Genomic DNA, 19,782 nt, shown 5'->3' with positions numbered 1-19,782 from the left:
CCCGGTGGGCGCGCCCGCAGTGGGCCGGATCGTGAGTAGTCGTCACGAACCCGGGCATCCCCTACTGCAGGGGGTGCCGCCCATGCGCGTGATCCACGAGATGAAGTTCGTCGCCCGCCTGGCCTCGGGGGCCGACGAATGGTCCTGCCCCACCTGCGGACGCCGCGTCACCCTGCGGCGCCTGCCCGATCCCGAACTGACCGTCCTCGATCCGGGAGACGACTCCGCCGTCCACGTCGGCGTCATCGAGCCGGACGCCCGGGCCGCCGCGGAGGCGGTCGAGAAGTACGGCCTGGGCCCGGTGCAGAACATCCCCCGCCCGCCGTCCCCGCCCGCGCCCGACGCCGACGACCGCCGCTGGCTCGCCGAGATCGGCATCGACTGGGACGGCGGCGCGGCCGCCTGAGGCCCGCCCGGCAGGCCCGTTCCGACGTGTCGGGACGGGCGCTTCGGCGTGCCTGGGGGCCGGTGCGGGCCGGGGCTGATCGGATTGCCCAGGGGTCTGGTCGAGGACTGAATGTTTGGATATATTCAGTCGAACCAAGTCTGAATGAAATCATCCGCAGGGAGGCCAGGACATGGTGCAGCAGCAGGTGAGCGGTCCGCGCGAGGTGCGTGCGGCACGCGGTACGGGGCTGACGGCGCAGGGGTGGCAGCAGGAGGCTGCCCTGCGGATGCTGATGAACAACCTCGACCCCGAGGTCGCCGAGCACCCCTCCAAGCTGGTGGTGTACGGCGGCACCGGCAAGGCGGCCCGGGACTGGCGCTCCTTCGACGCCATGGTCCGGACCCTGGAGACCCTCAAGCAGGACGAGACCATGCTGGTCCAGTCCGGCCGCCCGGTCGGCGTCATGCAGACCCACGAGTGGGCGCCGCGGGTGCTCATCGCCAACTCCAACCTGGTCGGCGACTGGGCCAACTGGGAGGAGTTCCGCCGCCTGGAGAGCCTCGGGCTCACCATGTACGGCCAGATGACCGCCGGCTCCTGGATCTACATCGGCACCCAGGGCATCCTGCAGGGCACCTACGAGACCTTCGCGGCCGTCGCCAACAAGCGCTTCGACGGCACCCTCGAGGGCACCATCACCCTCACCGCCGGCCTCGGCGGCATGGGCGGCGCCCAGCCGCTGGCCGTCACCATGAACGGCGGCGTGGCGATCTGCATCGACTGCGACCCGTCCCGGATCTCCCGCCGGATCGAGCACCGCTACCTGGACGTCGAGGCCAAGAACCTCTCCCACGCCCTGGAGCTCGCCACCGCCGCCCGCGACAAGCGCCAGCCGCTCTCCATCGGCCTGCTGGGCAACGCCGCCGAGCTGTTCCCGCAGCTGCTCGCGATGGACGCGCCGATCGACATCGTCACCGACCAGACCAGCGCGCACGACCCGCTGAGCTACCTGCCGGTGGGCGTCGACTTCGACGACATGGCGACCTACGCGGCCGAGAAGCCCGCCGAGTTCACCACCCGCTCGCGCGAGTCGATGGCCAGGCACGTCGAGGCCATGGTCGGCTTCCAGGATCGCGGCGCCGAGGTCTTCGACTACGGCAACTCGATCCGCGGCGAGGCCCAGCTGGCCGGCTACGACCGGGCGTTCGCCTTCCCCGGCTTCGTCCCCGCGTACATCCGCCCGCTGTTCTGCGAGGGCAAGGGCCCGTTCCGCTGGGCGGCGCTGTCCGGCGACCCGCAGGACATCCACAAGACCGACAAGGCCGTCCTCGACCTCTTCCCGGAGAACGAGTCGCTCGCCCGCTGGATCAAGATGGCCCAGGAGAAGGTGCACTTCCAGGGCCTGCCGGCGCGCATCTGCTGGCTCGGCTACGGCGAGCGCGACAAGGCCGGCGAGCGCTTCAACGACATGGTCGCCTCCGGCGAGCTGTCCGCACCGCTCGTGATCGGCCGCGACCACCTGGACTGCGGCTCGGTCGCCTCCCCGTACCGCGAGACCGAGGCGATGCTGGACGGCTCCGACGCCATCGCCGACTGGCCGCTGCTCAACGCCATGGTCAACGTGGCCTCCGGCGCGTCCTGGGTCTCCATCCACCACGGCGGCGGCGTCGGCATCGGCCGCTCGATCCACGCCGGTCAGGTCACCGTCGCCGACGGCACCGCGCTGGCCGGCGAGAAGATCCGCCGGGTGCTCACCAACGACCCGGGCATGGGCGTCATCCGGCACGTCGACGCCGGCTACGACCGGGCCGTCGAGGTCGCCGACGAGCGCGGCGTGCGCGTCCCGATGGGCGAGCTGTGAGCGAGCGGAGCCTGAAGAGCCGCGCGGTGCGCGACACGGGTGCCGGGCGCGGCGAGGCGGTCGCGTGACGTCCTCCTTCGAAGAGATGTGGGCGGAGCTGCTCCCCGTGGGCCGCTCCGCCGCCTCCGGCGGCTACCGCCGCTTCGCCTGGAACTCCGCCGACGCCGAGTGCCGCGCCTGGTTCGAACAGCAGGCCCGTGACCGCGGCCTGACCTACGAGCTGGACCGCAACGGCAACCAGTGGGCCTGGCTGGGCGATCCGGCCGCGGGCGGGGCGGTCGTCACCGGCTCGCACCTGGACTCCGTCCCGGACGGCGGCGCCTTCGACGGCCCGCTCGGCGTGGTCTCCTCCTTCGCCGCGCTGGACGAGCTGCGCGGCCGGGGAGCGGAGCTCGACCGGCCGCTGGCGATCGTCAACTTCGGTGACGAGGAGGGCGCCCGGTTCGGCGTGGCCTGCATCGGCTCCCGGCTCTCCGCCGGCGTGCTCTCCCGCGAGCAGGCGTACGAGCTGCGCGACGCCGACGGCGTCCGGCTGCCCGACGCGATGGAGCGGGCCGGCTACGACCCGACCGCGCTCGGCGCGGACGACGACCGGCTGGCCCGGATCGGCGCCTTCGTCGAACTCCACGTCGAGCAGGGCCGCCTCCTCACCGAGGAGCAGCCGGTCGGCGTGGCCAGCGCGATCTGGCCGCACGGCCGCTGGCGGTTCGACTTCCACGGCGAGGCCAACCACGCCGGCACCACCCGGATCGAGGACCGCCGCGACCCGATGCTGACGTACGCCAACACCGTGCTCTCCGCCCGCAAGAAGGCGCGGCTGGCGGGTGCCCTGGCCACCTTCGGCAAGGTCGCGGTCGAGCCCAACGGCACCAACGCGATCGCCTCGCTGGTGCGCGGCTGGCTGGACTCCCGGGCCGCCGACGAGCGCACCCTGGCCGCGCTGGTCGACGAGATCGAGCAGGCCGCCGCCGAGCGCGGCGAGCGCGACGGTGTCCGGGTCGAGCTGACCCGGGAGTCCTACACCCCGGTGGTGGACTTCGACGGCCCGCTGCGCGACAGGCTCGCCAAGCTGCTGGACGCCCCGGTGCTGCCCACCGGGGCGGGACACGACGCCGGGATCCTGGCGTCGGCGATCCCGACCGCCATGCTGTTCGTGCGCAACCCCACCGGGGTGTCGCACTCCCCGGCCGAGCACGCCGAGGAGGCGGACTGCCTGGCCGGCGTCACCGCCCTCGCCGACGTACTGGAGGACCTGGCGTGTCAGTGACCTACTGGGCGCAGTACGCCTGGCTGCCCCACCCGAACGGTCCGGTGGTCGAGCGGGACGTGCTGATCGCCGTCGGCCCCGACGGCCGGACCACCGCGGTGACGCCGGAGAGCGGGCCCTGCCCGCCCGGCGCCGTCCGCCTCGACGGGCTGCTGCTGCCCGGCCAGGCGAACGCCCACTCGCACGCCTTCCACCGGGCGCTGCGCGGCCACGTCCAGGTCGGCTCCGGCACGTTCTGGACCTGGCGCGACACCATGTACCGGTTCGCCGGGGCGCTCGACCCGGACCGCTACCTGGCGCTCGCCACCGCCGTCTACGCCGAGATGGCGCTGGCCGGGATCACCGCCGTCGGCGAGTTCCACTACCTGCACCACGCGCCCGGCGGCGCCCGGTACGACGACCCCAACGCGATGGGCGAGGCGCTGATCGAGGCCGCCGCGCGGGCCGGCATCCGGATCACCCTGCTCGACACCTGCTACCTGTCCGCGGGCTTCGGCGCCGAGCCGACCAAGCCCCAGCAGCGGTTCAGCGACGGCGACGCCGACGCCTGGGCCGAGCGGGCGGACGCGCTCAAGCCCCGCGAGCACGCCCGGATCGGCGCCGCCATCCACTCGGTGCGGGCCGTGCCGGCCGAGCAGCTGGGCACCGTCGCGCAGTGGGCGGCGGCGCGCAAGGCGCCGCTGCACGTCCACCTGTCCGAGCAGACCGCCGAGAACGAGGCCTGCCTCGCCGCGCACGGCGTCACCCCGACCCGGCTGCTGGCAGACCACGGCGCGCTCGGCCCGCGGACCTCGGCGGTGCACGCCACCCACCTCACCGACGAGGACGTCCGGCTCCTCACCGACACGTCCACCACCATCTGCATGTGCCCCACCACCGAGCGGGACCTCGCGGACGGCATCGGCCCGGCCCGCCGGCTGGCCTCGGCGGGCTGCCCGGTCACCCTGGGCAGTGACAGCCACGCCGTCATCGACCCGTTCGAGGAGGCCCGCGCCCTGGAGCTGGACGAGCGGCTGCGCACCCGCACCCGCGGGCACTGGACGGCCGCCGCCCTGCTGCGGGCCGGCACCGAGGACGGGCACGCCTCGCTCGGCTGGCCGGAGGCCGGCCGGGTCGAGGCCGGCGCCCTGGCCGACTTCACCGTGATCGCGCTGGACTCGGTGCGCACCGCAGGGCCGCCGCCCCGGCTGGGCGCCGAGACGGCCGTCTTCGCGGCCTCCGCCGCCGACGTGCGGCACGTGGTGGTCGGCGGCCGGCAGGTCGTCCGGGACGGCGTGCACCAGCTGGTCGCGGACGTGCCGGGCGCCCTGGGCGCCGCCATCGGCGCGCTGAGCTGCTGATCCGTATCCCCAACCCCGTTCGGAAGGCGTTGTCTTGAGCACCTTGATCACCGGCATCGGCAGCCTGGTCACCAACGACCCCGGGTCCGGCACCGGGCCGCTCGGCCTGCTCACCGACGCGGCCGTGGTGCTGGACGGCGCCACCGTCGCCTGGGTCGGCCCGGCGGCCCAGGCACCGGCCGCCGACGAGCGGTTCGACGCGGCCGGGCGGGCGCTGCTGCCCGGCTTCGTCGACTCGCACGCGCACCTGGTGTTCGCGGGCGACCGCACCGCCGAGTTCAACGCCCGGATGTCCGGGCAGTCGTACAGCGCGGGCGGCATCCGCACCACGGTGGCGGCCACCCGGGCCGCGAGCGACGCCGAACTCGACGCCAACCTGGCCCGGTTCGTCCGGGAGGCGCTGCGGCAGGGCACCACGACCATCGAGTGCAAGTCCGGCTACGGGCTGACCGTCGAGGACGAGGCCCGGGCGCTGCGGATCGCCGCGCAGTACACCCCGGAGACCACCTACCTGGGCGCGCACGTGGTCGCGCCCGAGTACGCCGACGACCCGGCCGGGTACGTCGACCTGGTCACCGGCGAGATGCTGGACGCCTGTGCGCCGCACGCCCGCTGGGTGGACGTGTTCTGCGAGAAGGGCGCCTTCGACGGCGACCAGGCACGGGCCGTGCTGACCGCGGGCATCGAGCGCGGCCTCACCCCCCGGGTGCACGCCAACCAGCTCTCCCACGGCCCCGGCGTGCAGCTCGCCGTCGAGCTGGGTGCCGCCTCGGCGGACCACTGCACCCACCTGACGGACGAGGACGTGGCGGCCCTGGCCGGCTCGGGGACGGTGGCGACGCTGCTTCCGGGCGCCGAGTTCTCCACCCGCGCCGAGTACCCGAGCGGCCGGCGGCTGCTCGACGCGGGCGCCGTGGTGGCGCTCTCCACGGACTGCAACCCGGGCTCCAGCTTCACGAGTTCGATGGCGTTCTGCATCGCGGTCGCGGTGCGCGAGATGGGCATGACGCCGGACGAGGCGGTCTGGGCGGCCACGGCCGGCGGTGCGCACGCGCTGCGGCGCACCGACGTCGGGTCGGTCACCGTCGGTGCGCGCGCCGACCTGCTGCTGCTGGACGCCCCCTCGCACGTCCACCTGGCCTACCGGCCGGGCGTGCCGCTGACGGCGGCGGTCTGGCGGTCGGGCGTGCGGGAGGTCTGAGCACCGCACGGGGGAGCCCCCGCGCCGCCGGGGTGGCCGGCGCGGGGGCTCCGTCACGCCCGGGGCCGGTCAGCCGCGGGCGAGCCCCAGCGAGCGCTTCAGGAACTCCACCTGGTGGTGGTGGATGTTCTCCGCCACCGACTCGTCGCTCGGGGTGTGGGTGGTGCCGCAGAGCGGGAGGACCTCGTGCGGGCGGCCGGCGGCGAGCAGGGCGCCGGACAGCCGCAGGGCGTGGACGGGCAGGACGTTGTCGTCGGCGAGGCCCTGCACCAGCAGCAGCGGGCGGACCAGCCGCGGCGCGTCGGCGATCAGCGAGCAGGCGTCGTAGTGCTCGGGGTGCTCGGCGGGGTGGCCGAGGAAGCGCTCCTGCCAGTGGGTGTCGTACAGCCGCTGGTCGGTGGGCGGCGCGCCGGCGACGGCCGCGTGGAAGACGTCCGGGCGGCGCAGCACGGCGAGCGCCGCGAGGTAGCCGCCGTAGGACCAGCCGCGGATGCCGACCCGGTCGAGGTCGAGCAGGCCGGGCCGCAGCCGGGCGGCCTGCCGCAGGCCGTCGACCTGGTCCTCCAGGGCGGGGCCGGCCTTGTCGCCCCGGACGCTCTTCTCCCAGTGCGGGCCGCGCCCCGGGGTGCCGCGGCCGTCGACGACCAGCACCGCGAAGCCCTGGTCGGCGTACCACTGCGCGAGCAGGTCGTACCACTGGCCGCCGGTGTCGACGATCTGCTGGGCGGGCCCGCCGTACGGGGCGAGCAGGACGGGCAGCGGCCCCGCACCGGCCCGGTGGCCGGTGGGCAGGTACAGCGCGGCGCGCAGGTCGCGCGGGCCGAGGCGGAGCAGCTCGGGCCGGGCGGTGAGCACCGGCGGCTGCGCGTACGAGGTGAGCGGGAAGGCCCGGCCGTCGCGGTGGACGGTGCCGAGGCCGGCGGGGTGGCCCGCCCGGCGGGTGGTGAGCACCAGGGTGCCGGCGCGCCGGGTGCCGGTGTGCAGCCCCGGGCCCTCGCTGAGCCGCCGGACGCCCTCGGCCGGGTGGTGGCTCCAGAGGTGGGTCTCGACGGGATCGTCCTGGGCGGTGAAGAGCACCTGCTCGCCGTCCGTCCCGAGCACCCGGGCCAGCTGCAGCCCGGGCGGGGTGACGGGCACGCCGTCGACGGTGAGGTGCCGGGTGCCGTCGACGTCGGCGGCGTCGACGAGTGCTCCGGAGGCGGTGCGCACCGGCAGGCCGGGGACGAGTTCGACCCAGTGCTCGTCGCGCCGTTCGGCGAGCAGCCGGGTGGTGCCGTCCGGTTCGACGGCGAGGGTGCGCAGGGTGCGCTGGTCACGGCTCTGGACGGCGGCGTACGGGCCGTGCGCGTCCCAGCCGGCGGCGGTGAGGTACTCGTGTGCCTCGCGGTCCCAGCGGACCTCGGTGCGGCCGCCGTCGACGCCGAGCAGCCAGAGCGAGACCTCCGCGTTGGCGGTGCCGGCCAGCGGGTAGCGGATCGCGCGCGGCGGCCGCTGCGGCTCGGCCGGGTCGGCGAGGAAGAGCCGGCCGACCGGGCGCGGGTCGACGCGGGCGACCAGCAGCGCGGTGCCGTCCGGGGACCACCAGTGGCCGCGGTCGCGGTGCATCGACTCGGCGGCGACGTGCTCGGCGACGCCGTACGTCACCTCCTCGGCCTCCGGTTCGGCGAGCGCCCGATCTGGTCCGCCGTCGAGGTCGGCCACCCGCAGGGCGCCGTCGCAGGAGTAGGCGATCCGGCGGCCGGTCGGGTCGATCCGCGGGTCGTACACCCCGGGGGCGGTCGGCACGGCGCGGACGGTGCCCGCGGCGGTGTCGGCGAGCCAGAGGGAGCCGCCGAGGGTGAAGGCGGCGAGCCGGCCGGTGGCGTCGGTGCTGAAGGCGGTGATGCCGGAGCCCGCGACGCGGGCGCGTTCGCGGCGGATCCGTTCGGCCTCGGGGAGCCCGCCGCCGCCCTCGCCGAGCGCGGCCGGGTCGGCGACCAGGCGTTCCGCGCCGGTGGCGGTGTCGAGCGCCCAGAGCCGGGCGACCGGGTCGGTGCCGCCCCGGCTGCGCAGGAACAGGACGGTGGTGCCGTCGGCGGTGATCAGGGGCTGGGTGGGCGCGCCCAGGGTGAGGCGCCGGGTGCGGGCGAGCTGGCGGGGGAGGGAGTCGGTCGGCATGGCGGGCACCATAGGCAGACCGGGCCCGCCGCGGTCGAGTGGATTTCCGGACCCGCCGGTCGGGCCGTGCGGGGGGCTGCGGGAGGTGGGGGAAAACGGCCGGGGCCGGCGCGGATCTCAGGAATCCGCACCGGCCCCGGAGCGTGTGCCCGGTCGTCAGGACGTCAGTGGACGTCGCCCATGAGCTTGACGACCCTCTTGCGGTACAGCCACAGCGCGACACCGGCGAGTATCGCCATGGCGCCCTGCACCGCGAAGTACGAGGTGCTGCCGACCACGTCGTCGCCCAGCACGAGCTGGAAGATGGCGGCGACGCAGTCACCCGCGGTGACGGCGAGGAACCAGACGCCCATCATCTGGCTGGCGTACTTGGTGGGCGCCAGCTTGGTGGTGACGGACAGGCCGACGGGGGAGAGCGTGAGCTCACCGACGGTCTGGACCAGGTAGACCATGGCCAGCCAGAGCGGGGTGACCTTGGTGCCGCCGGTGGCGGCGGCCATCGCCAGCATCATGACGATGAAGGAGGCACCGATCATCAGCAGGCCGAAGGCGAACTTCGTGGTGGTGCTGGGGTTCTTCGACCGGCGGGCCAGGGCGACCCAGAACCAGGCGAAGACCGGGGCCAGCGCCATGATGTACAGCGGGTTGAGCGACTGGAACCAGCTGGACGGGAAGTCGAACCCGAACAGCGTGGACGCGGTGTGGTCGTCCGCGAAGATGCTCAGCGTCGAGCCGGACTGGTCGTAGATCATCCAGAACACGGCGGCGGCGACGAAGAACCAGATGTAGCCGCTCATCCGGGACTGCTCGGTGGCGTCGAGGTCCTTGTCGCGCTTCACCTTGGCGAAGACGAAGACCGGGATCGCGATGCCCGCGATGGACAGCGGCCAGAGCACCCAGTCGATGGTGAAGGAGCCGCTCGCGACGAGCGCGCCGTAGATGACCGCGGCGATGCCCAGCCAGATGCCGGCCTTCGTGAAGATCGCGCGCTTCTCGGCCGCGGAGATCGGCGAGGCGACGACGTCGCTCTTGGGGCTCAGGTGGCGGGTGCCGAGCAGGAACTGGCCGAGGCCGAGGGCCATGCCGACGCCGGCCAGGGCGAAGCCGAGGTGCCAGCTGACGTTCTGGCCGATGGTGCCGATGACCAGCGGGGCCGCGAAGGCGCCGAGGTTGATGCCCATGTAGAAGACGGTGAAGCCACCGTCACGGCGCGGGTCGTTCGGGCCGTCGTACAGGTGGCCGACCATCGTGGAGATGTTGGCCTTGAGCAGGCCGGAGCCGATCGCGATCAGGGCGAGGCCGGCGAAGAACGAGCCGCTGAACGGCACGGCCAGCAGGAAGTGGCCGATCATGATGATCGTGCCGCCGACCGCCACGGTCTTGCGGGCGCCGAGGAAGCGGTCCGCGATCCAGCCGCCGGGGAGGGCGAGCAGGTAGACCATCGCCGTGTAGACGCTGTAGATGGCGGTGGCGACGGCCATCTTCATGCCGAGGCCGCCGTCCGCGATGGAGGCGGTCATGTAGAGCACCAGCAGGGCGCGCATGCCGTAGTAGCTGAAGCGCTCCCACATCTCGCTCATGAAGAGAGTGGCGAGACCTCGGGGGTGGCCGAGGAAGGTCTTGCCGCTGGGAGAGGCCGACGCGAGGTCGGCGTCCAGGGTCGTAGACGCCATGTGTAGGGGTTCCTTGCCTGACAGCGTCCGCCAAGGGGGGTGGCGGCGGACGTGGACGGAACCACTCTACGTGGCCATATTTGGAGTTATCGGATGACAAAAGCCACGAATTAGGTATGGGAATGGTAAAGCCTGCAGAAGATCTGCCCGGTCTATCCATGGTAGATGGGCACCTCTTCCTTCGGTTTCAAGATCCAAAGGTGAATTCTTCGCCGAACGGGCGGTTGGCAACGGTCTGTTGAGTGCTAGGAAGTCCTTGTATAACGATCACACTCTGTGAACTACCTCACAAGGCGGTCGGGCATACCCCGGCGGACTACCATCACCACATGACCTGTGTGCTGCTCGCCGAGGACGATCCGGCGATCTCCGAACCGCTCGCCCGGGCCCTGCGACGTGAGGGCTACGAGGTGCTCGTCCGCGAGGACGGTCCGACCGCACTCGCCGCCGGCCTGACCGAGGAGGTCGACCTCGTCGTCCTCGACCTCGGGCTGCCCGAGATGGACGGCCTGGAGGTCTGCCGCCGCCTGCGCGCCGACGGCAAGAGCTGCCCCGTTCTGGTGCTCACCGCCCGTGCGGACGAGGTCGACACCGTGGTCGGCCTGGACGCCGGCGCCGACGACTACGTCACCAAGCCCTTCCGGCTGGCCGAACTGCTCGCCCGGGTCCGGGCCCTGCTCCGGCGCGGCAACGTCGACCAGCTCACCACCGGCGCGCACGGCGTCAAGATCGACATCGAGTCCCACCGGGCCTGGCTCGGGGAGGAGGAGCTCACCCTCTCCGCCAAGGAGTTCGAGCTGCTGCGCGTGCTCGTCCGGGACGCCGGCCGGGTGGTCACCCGCGAGGAGATCATGCGGCAGGTCTGGGACACCACCTGGTGGACCTCCACCAAGACCCTCGACATGCACATCTCCTGGCTCCGCAAGAAGCTCGGCGACGACGCGGCGAACCCGCGCTACATCGCCACCGTGCGCGGGGTGGGCTTCCGGTTCGAGAAGAATTAGCCCCGTACGGAGATCGCGGCCGGGCACCGGCCGGTGGAGCAGCACACCTCGGGGAGCGGCAGCGTGAAACGCCGGATGATCAACTCGCTGCTGGGCGTCGTCCTGGTGGTGGTCGTGGTGTTCTGCGTCCCGCTCGCCCTCGTCGAGAAGCGCACCATCGTCAACTCGGCCCAGGACCGGGTGGACGCGGCCGCCGTCCGGGTGCTCGCGCTCGTCGAGAACCGGCTGAACGCCGGCGAACCGGTCACCGGCCGGGCCTTCGACAACCAGGTCACCGAGGGCAGCTACGTCGAGGTGCAGATCCCCGGCCAGGAGGTCGTCTCCACCGGTGAGCGGCCGGCCGGGGACCACCTGCTGAAGGCCGTCGAGCGTGGCAACAGCGGCGAGGTCGTCACCGTCGAGCAGTCCCGCGAGGACGTCGACCACCAGATCGCCAACATGCTGCTGCTGCTCGGCGTGGTCGCCCTGCTGGCCGTCCAGGCCGCGGTGGCGCTCGCCGTCTGGCAGGCCAAGCGGCTCGCCCGCCCGCTCACCGACCTCGCCGAGACCGCCGAACGGCTCGGCTCGGGGGACCCGCGACCGCGCGACCGCCGCTACGGGGTGCCCGAGCTCGACCGGGTCGCCGAGGTGCTGGACACCAGCGCCGAACGGATCGCCCGGATGCTCACCGCCGAACGCCGGCTCGCCGCCGACGCCTCGCACCAGCTGCGCACCCCGCTCACCGCGCTCTCCATGCGGCTGGAGGAGATCACCGCCCTCGCCGAGGAGCCGGAGACCGTCAAGGAGGAGGCGACCATCGCCCTCCAGCAGGTCGAGCGGCTCACCGACGTCGTCCAGCGGCTGCTCACCACCCAGCGCGACCCGCGCAGCCCCACCGCCGTCGCCTTCGACCTGGACGAGGTGATCAAGCAGCAGGTGGAGGAGTGGGGCCCGTCGCTGCGCGAGACCGGCCGGGTGCTGTCCCTGGAGGGCCTGCACGGGGTCACCGCGGTCGGCACCCCGGGGACGGTCGCCCAGGTGCTGGCCACCCTGATCGAGAACTCGCTGATGCACGGCGCCGGGACGATCACCCTGCGGGTGCGGCCCTCCGGCACCTCGGTGGTGGTCGAGGTGCAGGACCAGGGCGCCGGCGTGCCGCCGGACCTCGGCAACCGGGTGTTCGAACGCGCGGTCAGCGGCCGCAACTCGACCGGCATCGGCCTCGCCGTCGCCCGCGACCTCGCGGAGGCGGACGGCGGCCGGCTCGAACTGCTCTCGCTGCGGCCGCCGGTGTTCGCGATCTTCCTCGGCCGCAGCCAGACGGACTGATCACCGGGGCGGGAGCCGCGGCCGTCAGCCGGGCATCATGCCGAGCTGGCGCATCAGGCCCATGACGTCCCACTGCCACCAGCCCTCGCAGATCATCCCCTGCTCGAAGCGGAAGGTCGTCGTGCCGCGGCCGGTGACGGACCGGCCGGTGTTCGTGGTGCCCATGAAGTCGGCCTTCTGGGTGGCGCGCCAGGTCCACCGGGTGGCGACCTCGTCGCCCTCGGCGATCTGGCTCTCCACGTCGAAGGTGAAGTCGAAGGCGGCGAGGTAGCCGCTGCAGCGCTCCTTGAAGGCCGCCCGGCCGACGGCGTCGCCCTCGCTGGCGTAGTCGTGGTCGCGGTAGCCGGCGGTCATGCACTCGTCGATCACGCCGAGGTCGCCCGCGGCCAGCCCGTCGAGCACCCGGCCCGCGGTGGCCTTGTTGAACGCCGCGTCACGGACCACGTCGAGGTCGGTGAAGGTCGGCGGTGCGTCGCAGAGCGCGACCATCTCGCGGAAGATCCGATCGGTCTCGGGCAGGCCCGAGTTCCTCATCGCCTCCTCGTACGAGGCGAACTCGACGATCTCCACGACGTGCTTGCTGTCGGCGCGGTCGGTGGCGACCACCGCGTGGCCGGCCGTCCGCCGGCCCCTGGTCTGCTCGGCCCAGCTGTCCATCAGCCGGTTGAGGTCGTCGAGCCTGTCGGTCCTGCAGTCGATGATCTGGACGAACGCCATGGCGATCCTCCCGGGGACCCCCCTCGGCCTCGATCGTCCGCCTGCCGCGCTCGCCCTCGGTCACCACTGTCCTCCGGCGGACGGCGGTCCGGCAAGCGGGGGGCCTACTCGGCCTTGGCGTACCGGATCTGCTCGGCGGCCAGCATCATCTCGGCCTGCTCGGCGAGCTCCTGCCCGCTGGCGGCGTCCGCCGGCTGCCCCGTCCCGGGCAGCTCCTTGAACACCCAGGTCCGGTAGGAGACGAAGCGGAAGACGGTGGCCACCGCGAGGCCGGCGACCTTGGCGCCCAGCTGCTCGTAGTGCGAGTCCAGGCCCAGCACGTACACCGAGAAGCCGAGCACGCCGGTCTCGATCAGCATGCCGATGCCGCTGTAGACCAGGAAGAGGGTGATCTCGCGCTTGCGCGAGGCGGCGTCGCGGTCGCGGTACAGCCAGTAGCGGTAGCCGAGGTAGTTGCTGGCGATGGCGACCAGGGTGGCCGCGATGTTGGACCGCAGCGAGGCCAGGTGCAGGCCGTTGATGCAGATCCAGAAGACGGCGAAGTTGACCACCACGCCACTCAGGCCGACCAGGCCGAACTTCACCACTTCGCCCGAGAGCCCGCGCAGTTTCTGCGCGAGCGAGGTGCTCGAAGCTGCGGTCGTCGCCATACCGGGCTGCCTCCATGTGCGTGCGGGTCGAGAGGGCGGATCGCGGCATCGCGGTCGTCCCTTGAGCCCTGCGTGCACGCACATGATCGGACCGCGTAGACCAGGACCTAGCCGTCCAGGCTACCCGCTTCCGCCGAACGGCTCAGCCGCGAGGGCGCCGGGTTGACATCTACGCGCGTCCGCTCCATGCCGCCCACCAGCGGCTCCACCACCCCCGACCGGCCCGGATATCCTGGCGGCGTGACTTCCCCGGGCAATGTGAATTTTCCAGTGGTGGGCATGATCGGCGGCGGGCAACTGGCCCGCATGGCACACCAGGCGGGCATCCCGCTCGGAGTCAGGTTCAAACTCCTCGCCGACACGCCCCAGGACTCCGCCGCGCAGGTGGTCTCCGACGTCGTCCTCGGTGACTACCGCGACCTCGACACGCTGCGCCGCTTCGCGGCCGGCTGCGACGTGGTGACCTTCGACCACGAGCACGTCCCCACCGAGCACCTGCGGGCCCTGGAGGCCGACGGCATCGCCGTCCGCCCCGGCCCGGACGCGCTCGTCAACGCCCAGGACAAGGGCGTCATGCGGGCCAGGCTCGACTCCATCGGCGTGCCCTGCCCCCGGCACCGGATCGTCGCCGACCCGGCCGACGTCACCGCGTTCGCCGCGGAGGGCGACGGCTACCCCGTCGTGCTGAAGACCGTCCGCGGCGGCTACGACGGCAAGGGCGTCTGGGTCGTCGACGGCGAGGAGGAGGCGGCCGCGCCGTTCCTCGCCGGCGTCGCCGTGCTGGCCGAGGAGAAGGTCGACTTCGTCCGCGAGCTCGCCGCCAACGTCGTGCGCTCGCCCAGCGGCCAGGCCGTCGCCTACCCGGTGGTGGAGAGCGTCCAGGAGGACGGCGTCTGCGCCGAGGTCACCGCCCCCGCGCCCGACCTCGACCCCGCCCTCTCCGACGAGGCCCAGCAGCTCGCCCTGCGGATCGCCGGCGAACTCGGCATCGTCGGCCACCTCGCCGTCGAGCTGTTCCAGACCCGGGACGGCCGGATCCTGGTCAACGAGCTCGCCATGCGCCCGCACAACTCCGGGCACTGGACCCAGGACGGCGCGGTCACCTCGCAGTTCGAGAACCACCTGCGGGCCGTCCTCGACCTCCCGCTCGGCGACCCGAGGCCGCGCGCCCGGTGGACCGTGATGGTCAACGTCCTGGGCGGCGACTACCCGGACATGTACCACGCCTTCCTGCACTGCATGGCCCGCGACCCCGGGCTGAAGATCCACATGTACGGGAAGGACGTGAAGCCCGGCCGCAAGGTCGGCCACGTCAACGTCTTCGGGGACGACCTCGACGACGTCCGCGAGCGAGCCCGCCACGCGGCCGCCTACCTGCGAGGAACGATCACCGAATGACATCCCCGGTTGTTGGCATCGTCATGGGCTCGGACTCCGACTGGCCCGTCATGGAGGCCGCCGCCCAGGCCCTCGACGAGTTCGAGATCCCCTACGAGGTCGACGTCGTCTCGGCGCACCGGATGCCGCGCGAGATGGTCGCCTACGGCGAGAACGCCCACCGGCGCGGCCTGAAGGCGATCATCGCGGGCGCCGGCGGCGCGGCCCACCTGCCCGGCATGCTCGCCTCCGTCACCCCGCTGCCGGTCATCGGCGTGCCGGTGCCGCTGCGCTACCTCGACGGCATGGACAGCCTGCTCTCCATCGTCCAGATGCCGGCCGGCGTGCCGGTCGCGACCGTCTCGGTGGCCGGCGCGCGCAACGCCGGCCTGCTCGCCGTGCGCATGCTCGCGGCCTTCGACCCCGAGCTGACCGAGCGGATGACCGAGTTCCAGGCCGAGCTGAACAACCAGGCCACCGAGAAGGGCAAGAAGCTCCGGGCCAAGGTGGCCGGATCCTCCTCCTTCGGCTTCGGCAAGTAGTCCGACCACCGGGGCGGGTGGGGTAGAACGGCTCACATGACTTCTGAGCCGGACTCCCCCGCCCCGCTGGACCGCGCCCGGGCCCTGCTGCGCACCGCCCCCGTGGTGGACGGCCACAACGACCTCCCGTGGGCCATGCGCGAACAGGCCGGGTACGACCTCGGCGCGCTCGACCTCGCCGCCGACCAGAGCGACCGCCTGCACACCGACCTCGCCCGCCTCGCGGAGGGCGGGGTCGGCGCCCAGTTCTGGTCCGTCTACGTGCCCACCCGGCTGGCCGGCGACCACGCGGTGAGCGCCACCCTGGAGCAGATCGACTTCGTCCACGCCCTGGTCGAGCGCTACCCCGACCGGCTCCGGCTCGCCCGCACCGCCGACGACATGGAGGCCGCCCGCGCCGAGGGCCGGATCGCCTCCCTGATGGGCGCCGAGGGCGGCCACTCCATCGACTGCTCGCTCGCCACCCTGCGGGCCCTGTACGAGCTCGGCGTGCGCTACCTGACGCTCACCCACAACGACAACACCCCGTGGGCGGACTCCGCGACCGACGAGCCGGCGGCCGGCGGCCTGACCCGCTTCGGCGAGGAGGTCGTCCGGGAGATGAACCGGCTCGGCATGCTCGTCGACCTCTCGCACGTCTCCGCCGACACCATGCGCGACGCCCTGCGGGTCACCGAGGCCCCGGTGGTGTTCTCGCACTCCTCCGCCCGCGCCGTCTGCGACCACCCGCGCAACGTCCCCGACGACGTGCTCGCCCAGCTGCCCGCCAACGGCGGCGTGGCGATGGCCACCTTCGTGCCCAAGTTCATCCTGCCCGCCGCCATCGAGTGGACCCTCGCCGCCGACGCCAACATGCGTGCCCACGGCTTCCACCCGCTCGACACCACGCCGGCCGCGATGGACCGCCAGCGCGCCTTCGAGGCCGACAACCCGCGGCCGGCCGCCACCCCGGCCACCGTCGCCGACCACCTCGACCACATGCGCGAGGTCGCCGGCATCGACCACATCGGCATCGGCGGGGACTTCGACGGCACCGCCTTCCTGCCCGAGGGCCTGGACTCGGTGGCCGGCTACCCCAACCTGGTCGCCGAGCTGCTGCGCCGCCGCTGGTCCGAGGGCGACCTCGCCAAGCTCACCTGGCACAACGCCGTCCGCGTGCTGCGCGACGCCGAGTCGGCCGCCGCCGGGCTGCGGGCGCGCCGCCGCCCGTCCATCGCCACCATCGCGCAGCTGGACGGCGCCGGGGACGGGGAGGCCTGACCCGACCGTCCGGGTCGACGGTGCCGACCCGCGCCGACCCGTGCTGACGGCGGCCGGGAATGGCCGGGGCCGCGGTGGCGCTGGCTCCGGTGAGTTCCCGGCTGCGAGGAGGCAGGACATGTACGGCGACCCGGAGACGGTCCGGAGGATCCTTACCGAGCTGGGTGACACCTGGGCCGTCGTGGGCCTCTCGTCCAACCGGCGGCGAGCGGCGTACGGCGTCGCCGAGGTGCTGCAGCGCTTCGGCAAGCGGATCGTGCCGGTGCACCCGAAGGCGGAGACGGTGCACGGCGAGCAGGGGTACGCCTCGCTCGCGGACGTCCCGTTCGAGGTCGACGTGGTGGACGTCTTCGTCCGCTCGGACCTCGCCGGCGGGGTCGCGGACGAGGCGGCCGCGATCGGCGCCGCGGCCGTCTGGTTCCAGCTCGGCGTGGTCGACGAGGCCGCGTACGAGCGGACGCGGGCGGCGGGGCTCGCGATGGTGATGGACAAGTGCCCCGCCATCGAGATCCCCCGCCTCGGCCTGGCCGGCCGGTTCGGCTAGCGCCCGTCCGGCGGACGCGGGCGGATCCCGGAGATCAGCGCGGCGGCCCGGGCGGCGGTGCGGACGGCGGCGGGGGAGGCGCCCGGTCGTGGTCTGCACCGCTCCCGTCCGGCGCCGGGCCGGCCCGCCGCGCGCGGTCCTCGTGACGGCTCCCGGGGACGGCGTTCCCGGGCGAGAGCTGAACGGCGAGCCGCCACAGGACGCCGAGCACCACGAGCCCGGCCACCAGGAAGAACGCGGCCAGCGCGACCCTGACGAGCCACTCGTCGGAGGTCACGAGGGAGGCCGAGGTGAACTCGACCGTGAGCCCCAGCGCGGCGTAGTACAGGAGTCGCACCATCGAGCCGGCGAAGGAGTGCAGGGGGTAGAGGAGGAGCACCAGCCTCGTCCTCGTCCGGAACGGGGTCGGTTCGCCCCGCGGCGCCTCGGCCTCCGGTGTCTGCAGGGCCCGGAGCTGGTCCTCCAGGTACCCGGCGGCCCAGGCCCGTGCCTGGGCGGCGTCCGCCCCCGGGGCGACGGCCGCGTAGGTGCTGAACCACTGGCCGAGGAAGCCGAGGTAGGCCTGCGCCTCGTCCAGCTGCTGCCGCCGCCTGGTCGCGGCGCTCCGCCGGGCGCGCCAGTCCCGCAACCAGAGCCCCGCGGCGCCGAGGAGCGCGGCCACGACGGCCGGGAGCGCCGACGTCACCACGTCGTGGACGACGCTCGACGCGTCCGCTGCGGCCATGCCCTCACCTCATCCGGCCCGCTCCGGTGACGGTGGAGCCGACGCCCGGTGCGACGAGCATCCGGCGCGCCGGGCGGCGGTGCCAACGAGGATGAGCCATCCGGCCGCCCCCGCGACCGGCGGTGGGGGCGCCGTCAGCTGGGGCGGCCGAGGGCGCGGTACGTCCAGCCCGCGGCGCGCCAGGCCTCGGCGTCCAGCACGTTGCGGCCGTCGAGCAGTCGCCGCTCGGCGACGACGGCGCCCAGCGCCGCCGGGTCCAGCTCGCGGAACTCGCTCCACTCGGTCAGGTGCAGGACGACGTGGGCGCCCTCGGCGGCCTCCAGGGCCGAGGAGGCGTAGGCGAGCGAGGGGAACATCTTGCGGGCGTTGTCCACGGCCTTGGGGTCGTAGACGGTGACCTGGGCGCCCTGGAGCTGGATCTGGGCGGCGACGTTGAGCGCGGGGGAGTCCCGGATGTCGTCCGAGTTGGGCTTGAACGCGGCGCCCAGGACGGCCACCCGGCGGCCCAGGAAGCCGCCGTCGCACTGCTCGCGGGCCAGTTCGACCATCCGGGAGCGGCGGCGCATGTTGATCGAGTCGACCTCGCGCAGGAAGGTCAGCGCCTGGTCGGCGCCGAGCTCGCCGGCCCGGGCCATGAAGGCGCGGATGTCCTTGGGCAGGCAGCCGCCGCCGAAGCCGAGGCCGGAGTTGAGGAACTTGCCGCCGATCCGCTCGTCGTGGGCGAGGGCCTTGCTGAGCTGGGTGACGTCCGCGCCGGCCGCCTCGCAGACCTCGGCCATCGCGTTGATGAAGGAGATCTTGGTGGCCAGGAAGGAGTTGGCGGCGGCCTTGACCAGTTCGGCGGTCGCGTAGTCGGTGACCATGAACGGCACCCCGGCCGCGATCGGCTCGGCGTACACCTCGCGCAGCAGCCGCTCGGCGTTCTCGCTGTGGGCGCCGACGACGATCCGGTCCGGCCGCAGGGTGTCCCGGACGGCGAAGCCCTCGCGCAGGAACTCCGGGTTCCAGGCGAGTTCGGCGCCCGCGCCGACCGGAGCCAGGGCGGCCAGCCGCTCGGCCAGCCGGCTCGCCGAGCCGACCGGCACGGTGGACTTGCCGACCACCAGGACCGGGCGGGTCAGGTACGGCGCGAGGTCGTCGATGGCGGTGTCCACGTAGGACATGTCGGCCGCGAACTCGCCCTTGCGCTGGGGGGTGTTGACGCAGATGAACTGCACGTCGCCGAACTCGGCGGCCTCCTGGACGGAGCTGGTGAAGCGCAGCCGGCCGGTCGAGCCCTCGTGTCCGGCCACGTGCTTGAGCAACAGCTCCGACAGGCCCGGCTCGTACATCGGCACCCGGCCGGCGGTCAGCGTGGCGATCTTGTCGGGGTCGATGTCCAGGCCCAGCACCTCGAAGCCGAACTCGGCCATCGCGGCGGCGTGCGTGGCGCCGAGGTAGCCGGTGCCGATCACGGAGATGCGGAGGGTCACGGGTTCCCCTTTGTGCGGACTCGACCTGTACGGGTGCACCTGATGCTATCCGCCCGCCGGAGTCGGCAGGGATCGCCCGGTCACGGGGAACGCTAGGCAGCCGCAGGTCGGAGCCCTAGGATCTCTACTGAACGGTAGTTAACCCGAATTGACTTCGACCACTGGCGAGGCGGGCAACATGGCGGGCGGCGCAGGCGCGGCTGACTTCGATCTCTTCCGTATCTCCGAGGAGCACGGGATGCTCCGTGAGGCGGTGCGTTCGCTGGCCGAGGCGAAGATCGCTCCGTTCGCGGCGGA

Annotated in this window: 17 protein-coding genes and 1 pseudogene; 12 read left to right on the top strand and 6 right to left on the bottom strand. The window is 73.2% G+C overall.

All coding sequences use genetic code 11. The features are described 5' to 3' along the window. Positions 1 to 82: 82 nt before the first annotated feature. From AB0N04_RS32945 to hutI, 5 genes are all read left to right on the top strand, one after another. Complete coding sequence (locus tag AB0N04_RS32945; RefSeq protein WP_360216272.1) at positions 83 to 406, top strand: hypothetical protein; 324 nt, start codon at positions 83 to 85, stop codon at positions 404 to 406. 187 nt (positions 407 to 593) lie between these two features. Beyond that, the gene (gene hutU, locus AB0N04_RS32940) at positions 594 to 2,249 is read left to right on the top strand and encodes a urocanate hydratase (RefSeq protein ID WP_360216384.1); all 1,656 of its coding nucleotides are present in this window, start codon (positions 594 to 596) and stop codon (positions 2,247 to 2,249) included. A gap of 85 nt (positions 2,250 to 2,334) precedes the next feature. Continuing rightward, a complete protein-coding gene (locus tag AB0N04_RS32935; RefSeq protein ID WP_360216381.1) occupies positions 2,335 to 3,516 on the top strand; it encodes an allantoate amidohydrolase in 1,182 nt (393 codons plus the stop codon). Then, positions 3,507 to 4,856 carry a formimidoylglutamate deiminase gene (locus AB0N04_RS32930; protein ID WP_360216269.1) on the top strand — a complete coding sequence of 450 codons (1,350 nt, stop codon included), beginning with the start codon at positions 3,507 to 3,509 and terminating at the stop codon, positions 4,854 to 4,856. Before AB0N04_RS32935 ends, AB0N04_RS32930 begins: the two co-directional genes overlap by 10 nt. A gap of 34 nt (positions 4,857 to 4,890) precedes the next feature. Then, positions 4,891 to 6,057 carry an imidazolonepropionase gene (gene hutI, locus AB0N04_RS32925; RefSeq protein WP_360216266.1) on the top strand — a complete coding sequence of 389 codons (1,167 nt, stop codon included), beginning with the start codon at positions 4,891 to 4,893 and terminating at the stop codon, positions 6,055 to 6,057. A gap of 69 nt (positions 6,058 to 6,126) precedes the next feature. Here the strand turns inward: hutI and AB0N04_RS32920 are convergent, their stop codons facing one another. Beyond that, positions 6,127 to 8,214, bottom strand: coding sequence for a prolyl oligopeptidase family serine peptidase (locus AB0N04_RS32920; protein WP_360216263.1), 2,088 nt, complete (start codon positions 8,212 to 8,214; stop codon positions 6,127 to 6,129). Positions 8,215 to 8,378: 164 nt separating this feature from the next. Beyond that, the gene (locus AB0N04_RS32915; protein WP_360216260.1) at positions 8,379 to 9,887 is read right to left on the bottom strand and encodes an oligopeptide:H+ symporter; all 1,509 of its coding nucleotides are present in this window, start codon (positions 9,885 to 9,887) and stop codon (positions 8,379 to 8,381) included. 329 nt (positions 9,888 to 10,216) lie between these two features. Here AB0N04_RS32915 and AB0N04_RS32910 point away from each other — a divergent pair, with 329 nt between their 5' ends. Both AB0N04_RS32910 and AB0N04_RS32905 read left to right on the top strand, forming a co-directional pair. Then, positions 10,217 to 10,891 (top strand): response regulator transcription factor, encoded by a 675-nt coding sequence (locus tag AB0N04_RS32910; RefSeq protein ID WP_030290974.1) that lies wholly within the window; start codon positions 10,217 to 10,219, stop codon positions 10,889 to 10,891. Between the two features lie 63 nt (positions 10,892 to 10,954). Then, positions 10,955 to 12,199: an ATP-binding protein gene (locus tag AB0N04_RS32905; protein WP_360216257.1), complete on the top strand. Its 1,245-nt coding sequence runs from the start codon at positions 10,955 to 10,957 to the stop codon at positions 12,197 to 12,199. A 24-nt stretch (positions 12,200 to 12,223) separates the two neighbouring features. Here AB0N04_RS32905 and AB0N04_RS32900 read toward each other — a convergent pair whose 3' ends face one another. After that, positions 12,224 to 12,916, bottom strand: a complete 693-nt coding sequence (locus AB0N04_RS32900; protein WP_360216254.1) for an ester cyclase — start codon at positions 12,914 to 12,916, stop codon at positions 12,224 to 12,226. Between the two features lie 104 nt (positions 12,917 to 13,020). Further along, a complete protein-coding gene (locus tag AB0N04_RS32895) occupies positions 13,021 to 13,566 on the bottom strand; it encodes a GtrA family protein (protein ID WP_360216252.1) in 546 nt (181 codons plus the stop codon). Positions 13,567 to 13,824: 258 nt separating this feature from the next. On the opposite strand from AB0N04_RS32895, the gene AB0N04_RS32890 reads away from it, so the two are divergent. From AB0N04_RS32890 to AB0N04_RS32875, 4 genes are all read left to right on the top strand, one after another. Continuing rightward, complete coding sequence (locus AB0N04_RS32890; protein WP_360216250.1) at positions 13,825 to 14,964, top strand: 5-(carboxyamino)imidazole ribonucleotide synthase; 1,140 nt, start codon at positions 13,825 to 13,827, stop codon at positions 14,962 to 14,964. Beyond that, the gene (gene purE / locus AB0N04_RS32885; protein ID WP_360216248.1) at positions 14,961 to 15,485 is read left to right on the top strand and encodes a 5-(carboxyamino)imidazole ribonucleotide mutase; all 525 of its coding nucleotides are present in this window, start codon (positions 14,961 to 14,963) and stop codon (positions 15,483 to 15,485) included. The genes AB0N04_RS32890 and purE overlap by 4 nt, the downstream gene beginning before the upstream one ends. Positions 15,486 to 15,521: 36 nt before the next feature. Beyond that, positions 15,522 to 16,745: a dipeptidase gene (locus AB0N04_RS32880; RefSeq protein ID WP_360216246.1), complete on the top strand. Its 1,224-nt coding sequence runs from the start codon at positions 15,522 to 15,524 to the stop codon at positions 16,743 to 16,745. Between the two features lie 118 nt (positions 16,746 to 16,863). Further along, complete coding sequence (locus AB0N04_RS32875) at positions 16,864 to 17,289, top strand: CoA-binding protein (RefSeq protein ID WP_360216243.1); 426 nt, start codon at positions 16,864 to 16,866, stop codon at positions 17,287 to 17,289. A gap of 34 nt (positions 17,290 to 17,323) precedes the next feature. Here AB0N04_RS32875 and AB0N04_RS32870 read toward each other — a convergent pair whose 3' ends face one another. After that, complete coding sequence (locus AB0N04_RS32870; protein ID WP_360216240.1) at positions 17,324 to 18,013, bottom strand: hypothetical protein; 690 nt, start codon at positions 18,011 to 18,013, stop codon at positions 17,324 to 17,326. Between the two features lie 134 nt (positions 18,014 to 18,147). Beyond that, positions 18,148 to 19,485 carry a UDP-glucose/GDP-mannose dehydrogenase family protein gene (locus AB0N04_RS32865; protein WP_360216237.1) on the bottom strand — a complete coding sequence of 446 codons (1,338 nt, stop codon included), beginning with the start codon at positions 19,483 to 19,485 and terminating at the stop codon, positions 18,148 to 18,150. Between the two features lie 178 nt (positions 19,486 to 19,663). Between AB0N04_RS32865 and AB0N04_RS32860 the strand changes: the two are divergent. After that, positions 19,664 to 19,782 (top strand): annotated as a pseudogene (locus AB0N04_RS32860) (acyl-CoA dehydrogenase); the annotation flags it as partial.

Origin of the sequence: Kitasatospora sp. NPDC051702 (assembly GCF_040681575.1) — a bacterium.
Taxonomy (GTDB): Bacteria; Actinomycetota; Actinomycetes; order Streptomycetales; family Streptomycetaceae; genus Kitasatospora.
This window is presented reverse-complemented; position numbering and strand designations above follow the sequence as displayed.

What these genes read in the sequence shown, in the direction of transcription:
- AB0N04_RS32945 (WP_360216272.1), top strand. Translation starts at nt 83, where the DNA reads ATGCGCGTGATCCACGAGATGAAGTTCGTCGCCCGCCTGGCCTCGGGG.
- AB0N04_RS32935 (WP_360216381.1), top strand. Translation starts at nt 2,335, where the DNA reads ATGTGGGCGGAGCTGCTCCCCGTGGGCCGCTCCGCCGCCTCCGGCGGC.
- AB0N04_RS32920 (WP_360216263.1), bottom strand. Translation starts at nt 8,214, where the DNA reads ATGCCGACCGACTCCCTCCCCCGCCAGCTCGCCCGCACCCGGCGCCTC.
- AB0N04_RS32915 (WP_360216260.1), bottom strand. Translation starts at nt 9,887, where the DNA reads ATGGCGTCTACGACCCTGGACGCCGACCTCGCGTCGGCCTCTCCCAGC.
- AB0N04_RS32910 (WP_030290974.1), top strand. Translation starts at nt 10,217, where the DNA reads ATGACCTGTGTGCTGCTCGCCGAGGACGATCCGGCGATCTCCGAACCG.
- AB0N04_RS32900 (WP_360216254.1), bottom strand. Translation starts at nt 12,916, where the DNA reads ATGGCGTTCGTCCAGATCATCGACTGCAGGACCGACAGGCTCGACGAC.
- AB0N04_RS32895 (WP_360216252.1), bottom strand. Translation starts at nt 13,566, where the DNA reads ATGGCGACGACCGCAGCTTCGAGCACCTCGCTCGCGCAGAAACTGCGC.
- purE (WP_360216248.1), top strand. Translation starts at nt 14,961, where the DNA reads ATGACATCCCCGGTTGTTGGCATCGTCATGGGCTCGGACTCCGACTGG.
- AB0N04_RS32880 (WP_360216246.1), top strand. Translation starts at nt 15,522, where the DNA reads ATGACTTCTGAGCCGGACTCCCCCGCCCCGCTGGACCGCGCCCGGGCC.
- AB0N04_RS32875 (WP_360216243.1), top strand. Translation starts at nt 16,864, where the DNA reads ATGTACGGCGACCCGGAGACGGTCCGGAGGATCCTTACCGAGCTGGGT.
- AB0N04_RS32870 (WP_360216240.1), bottom strand. Translation starts at nt 18,013, where the DNA reads ATGGCCGCAGCGGACGCGTCGAGCGTCGTCCACGACGTGGTGACGTCG.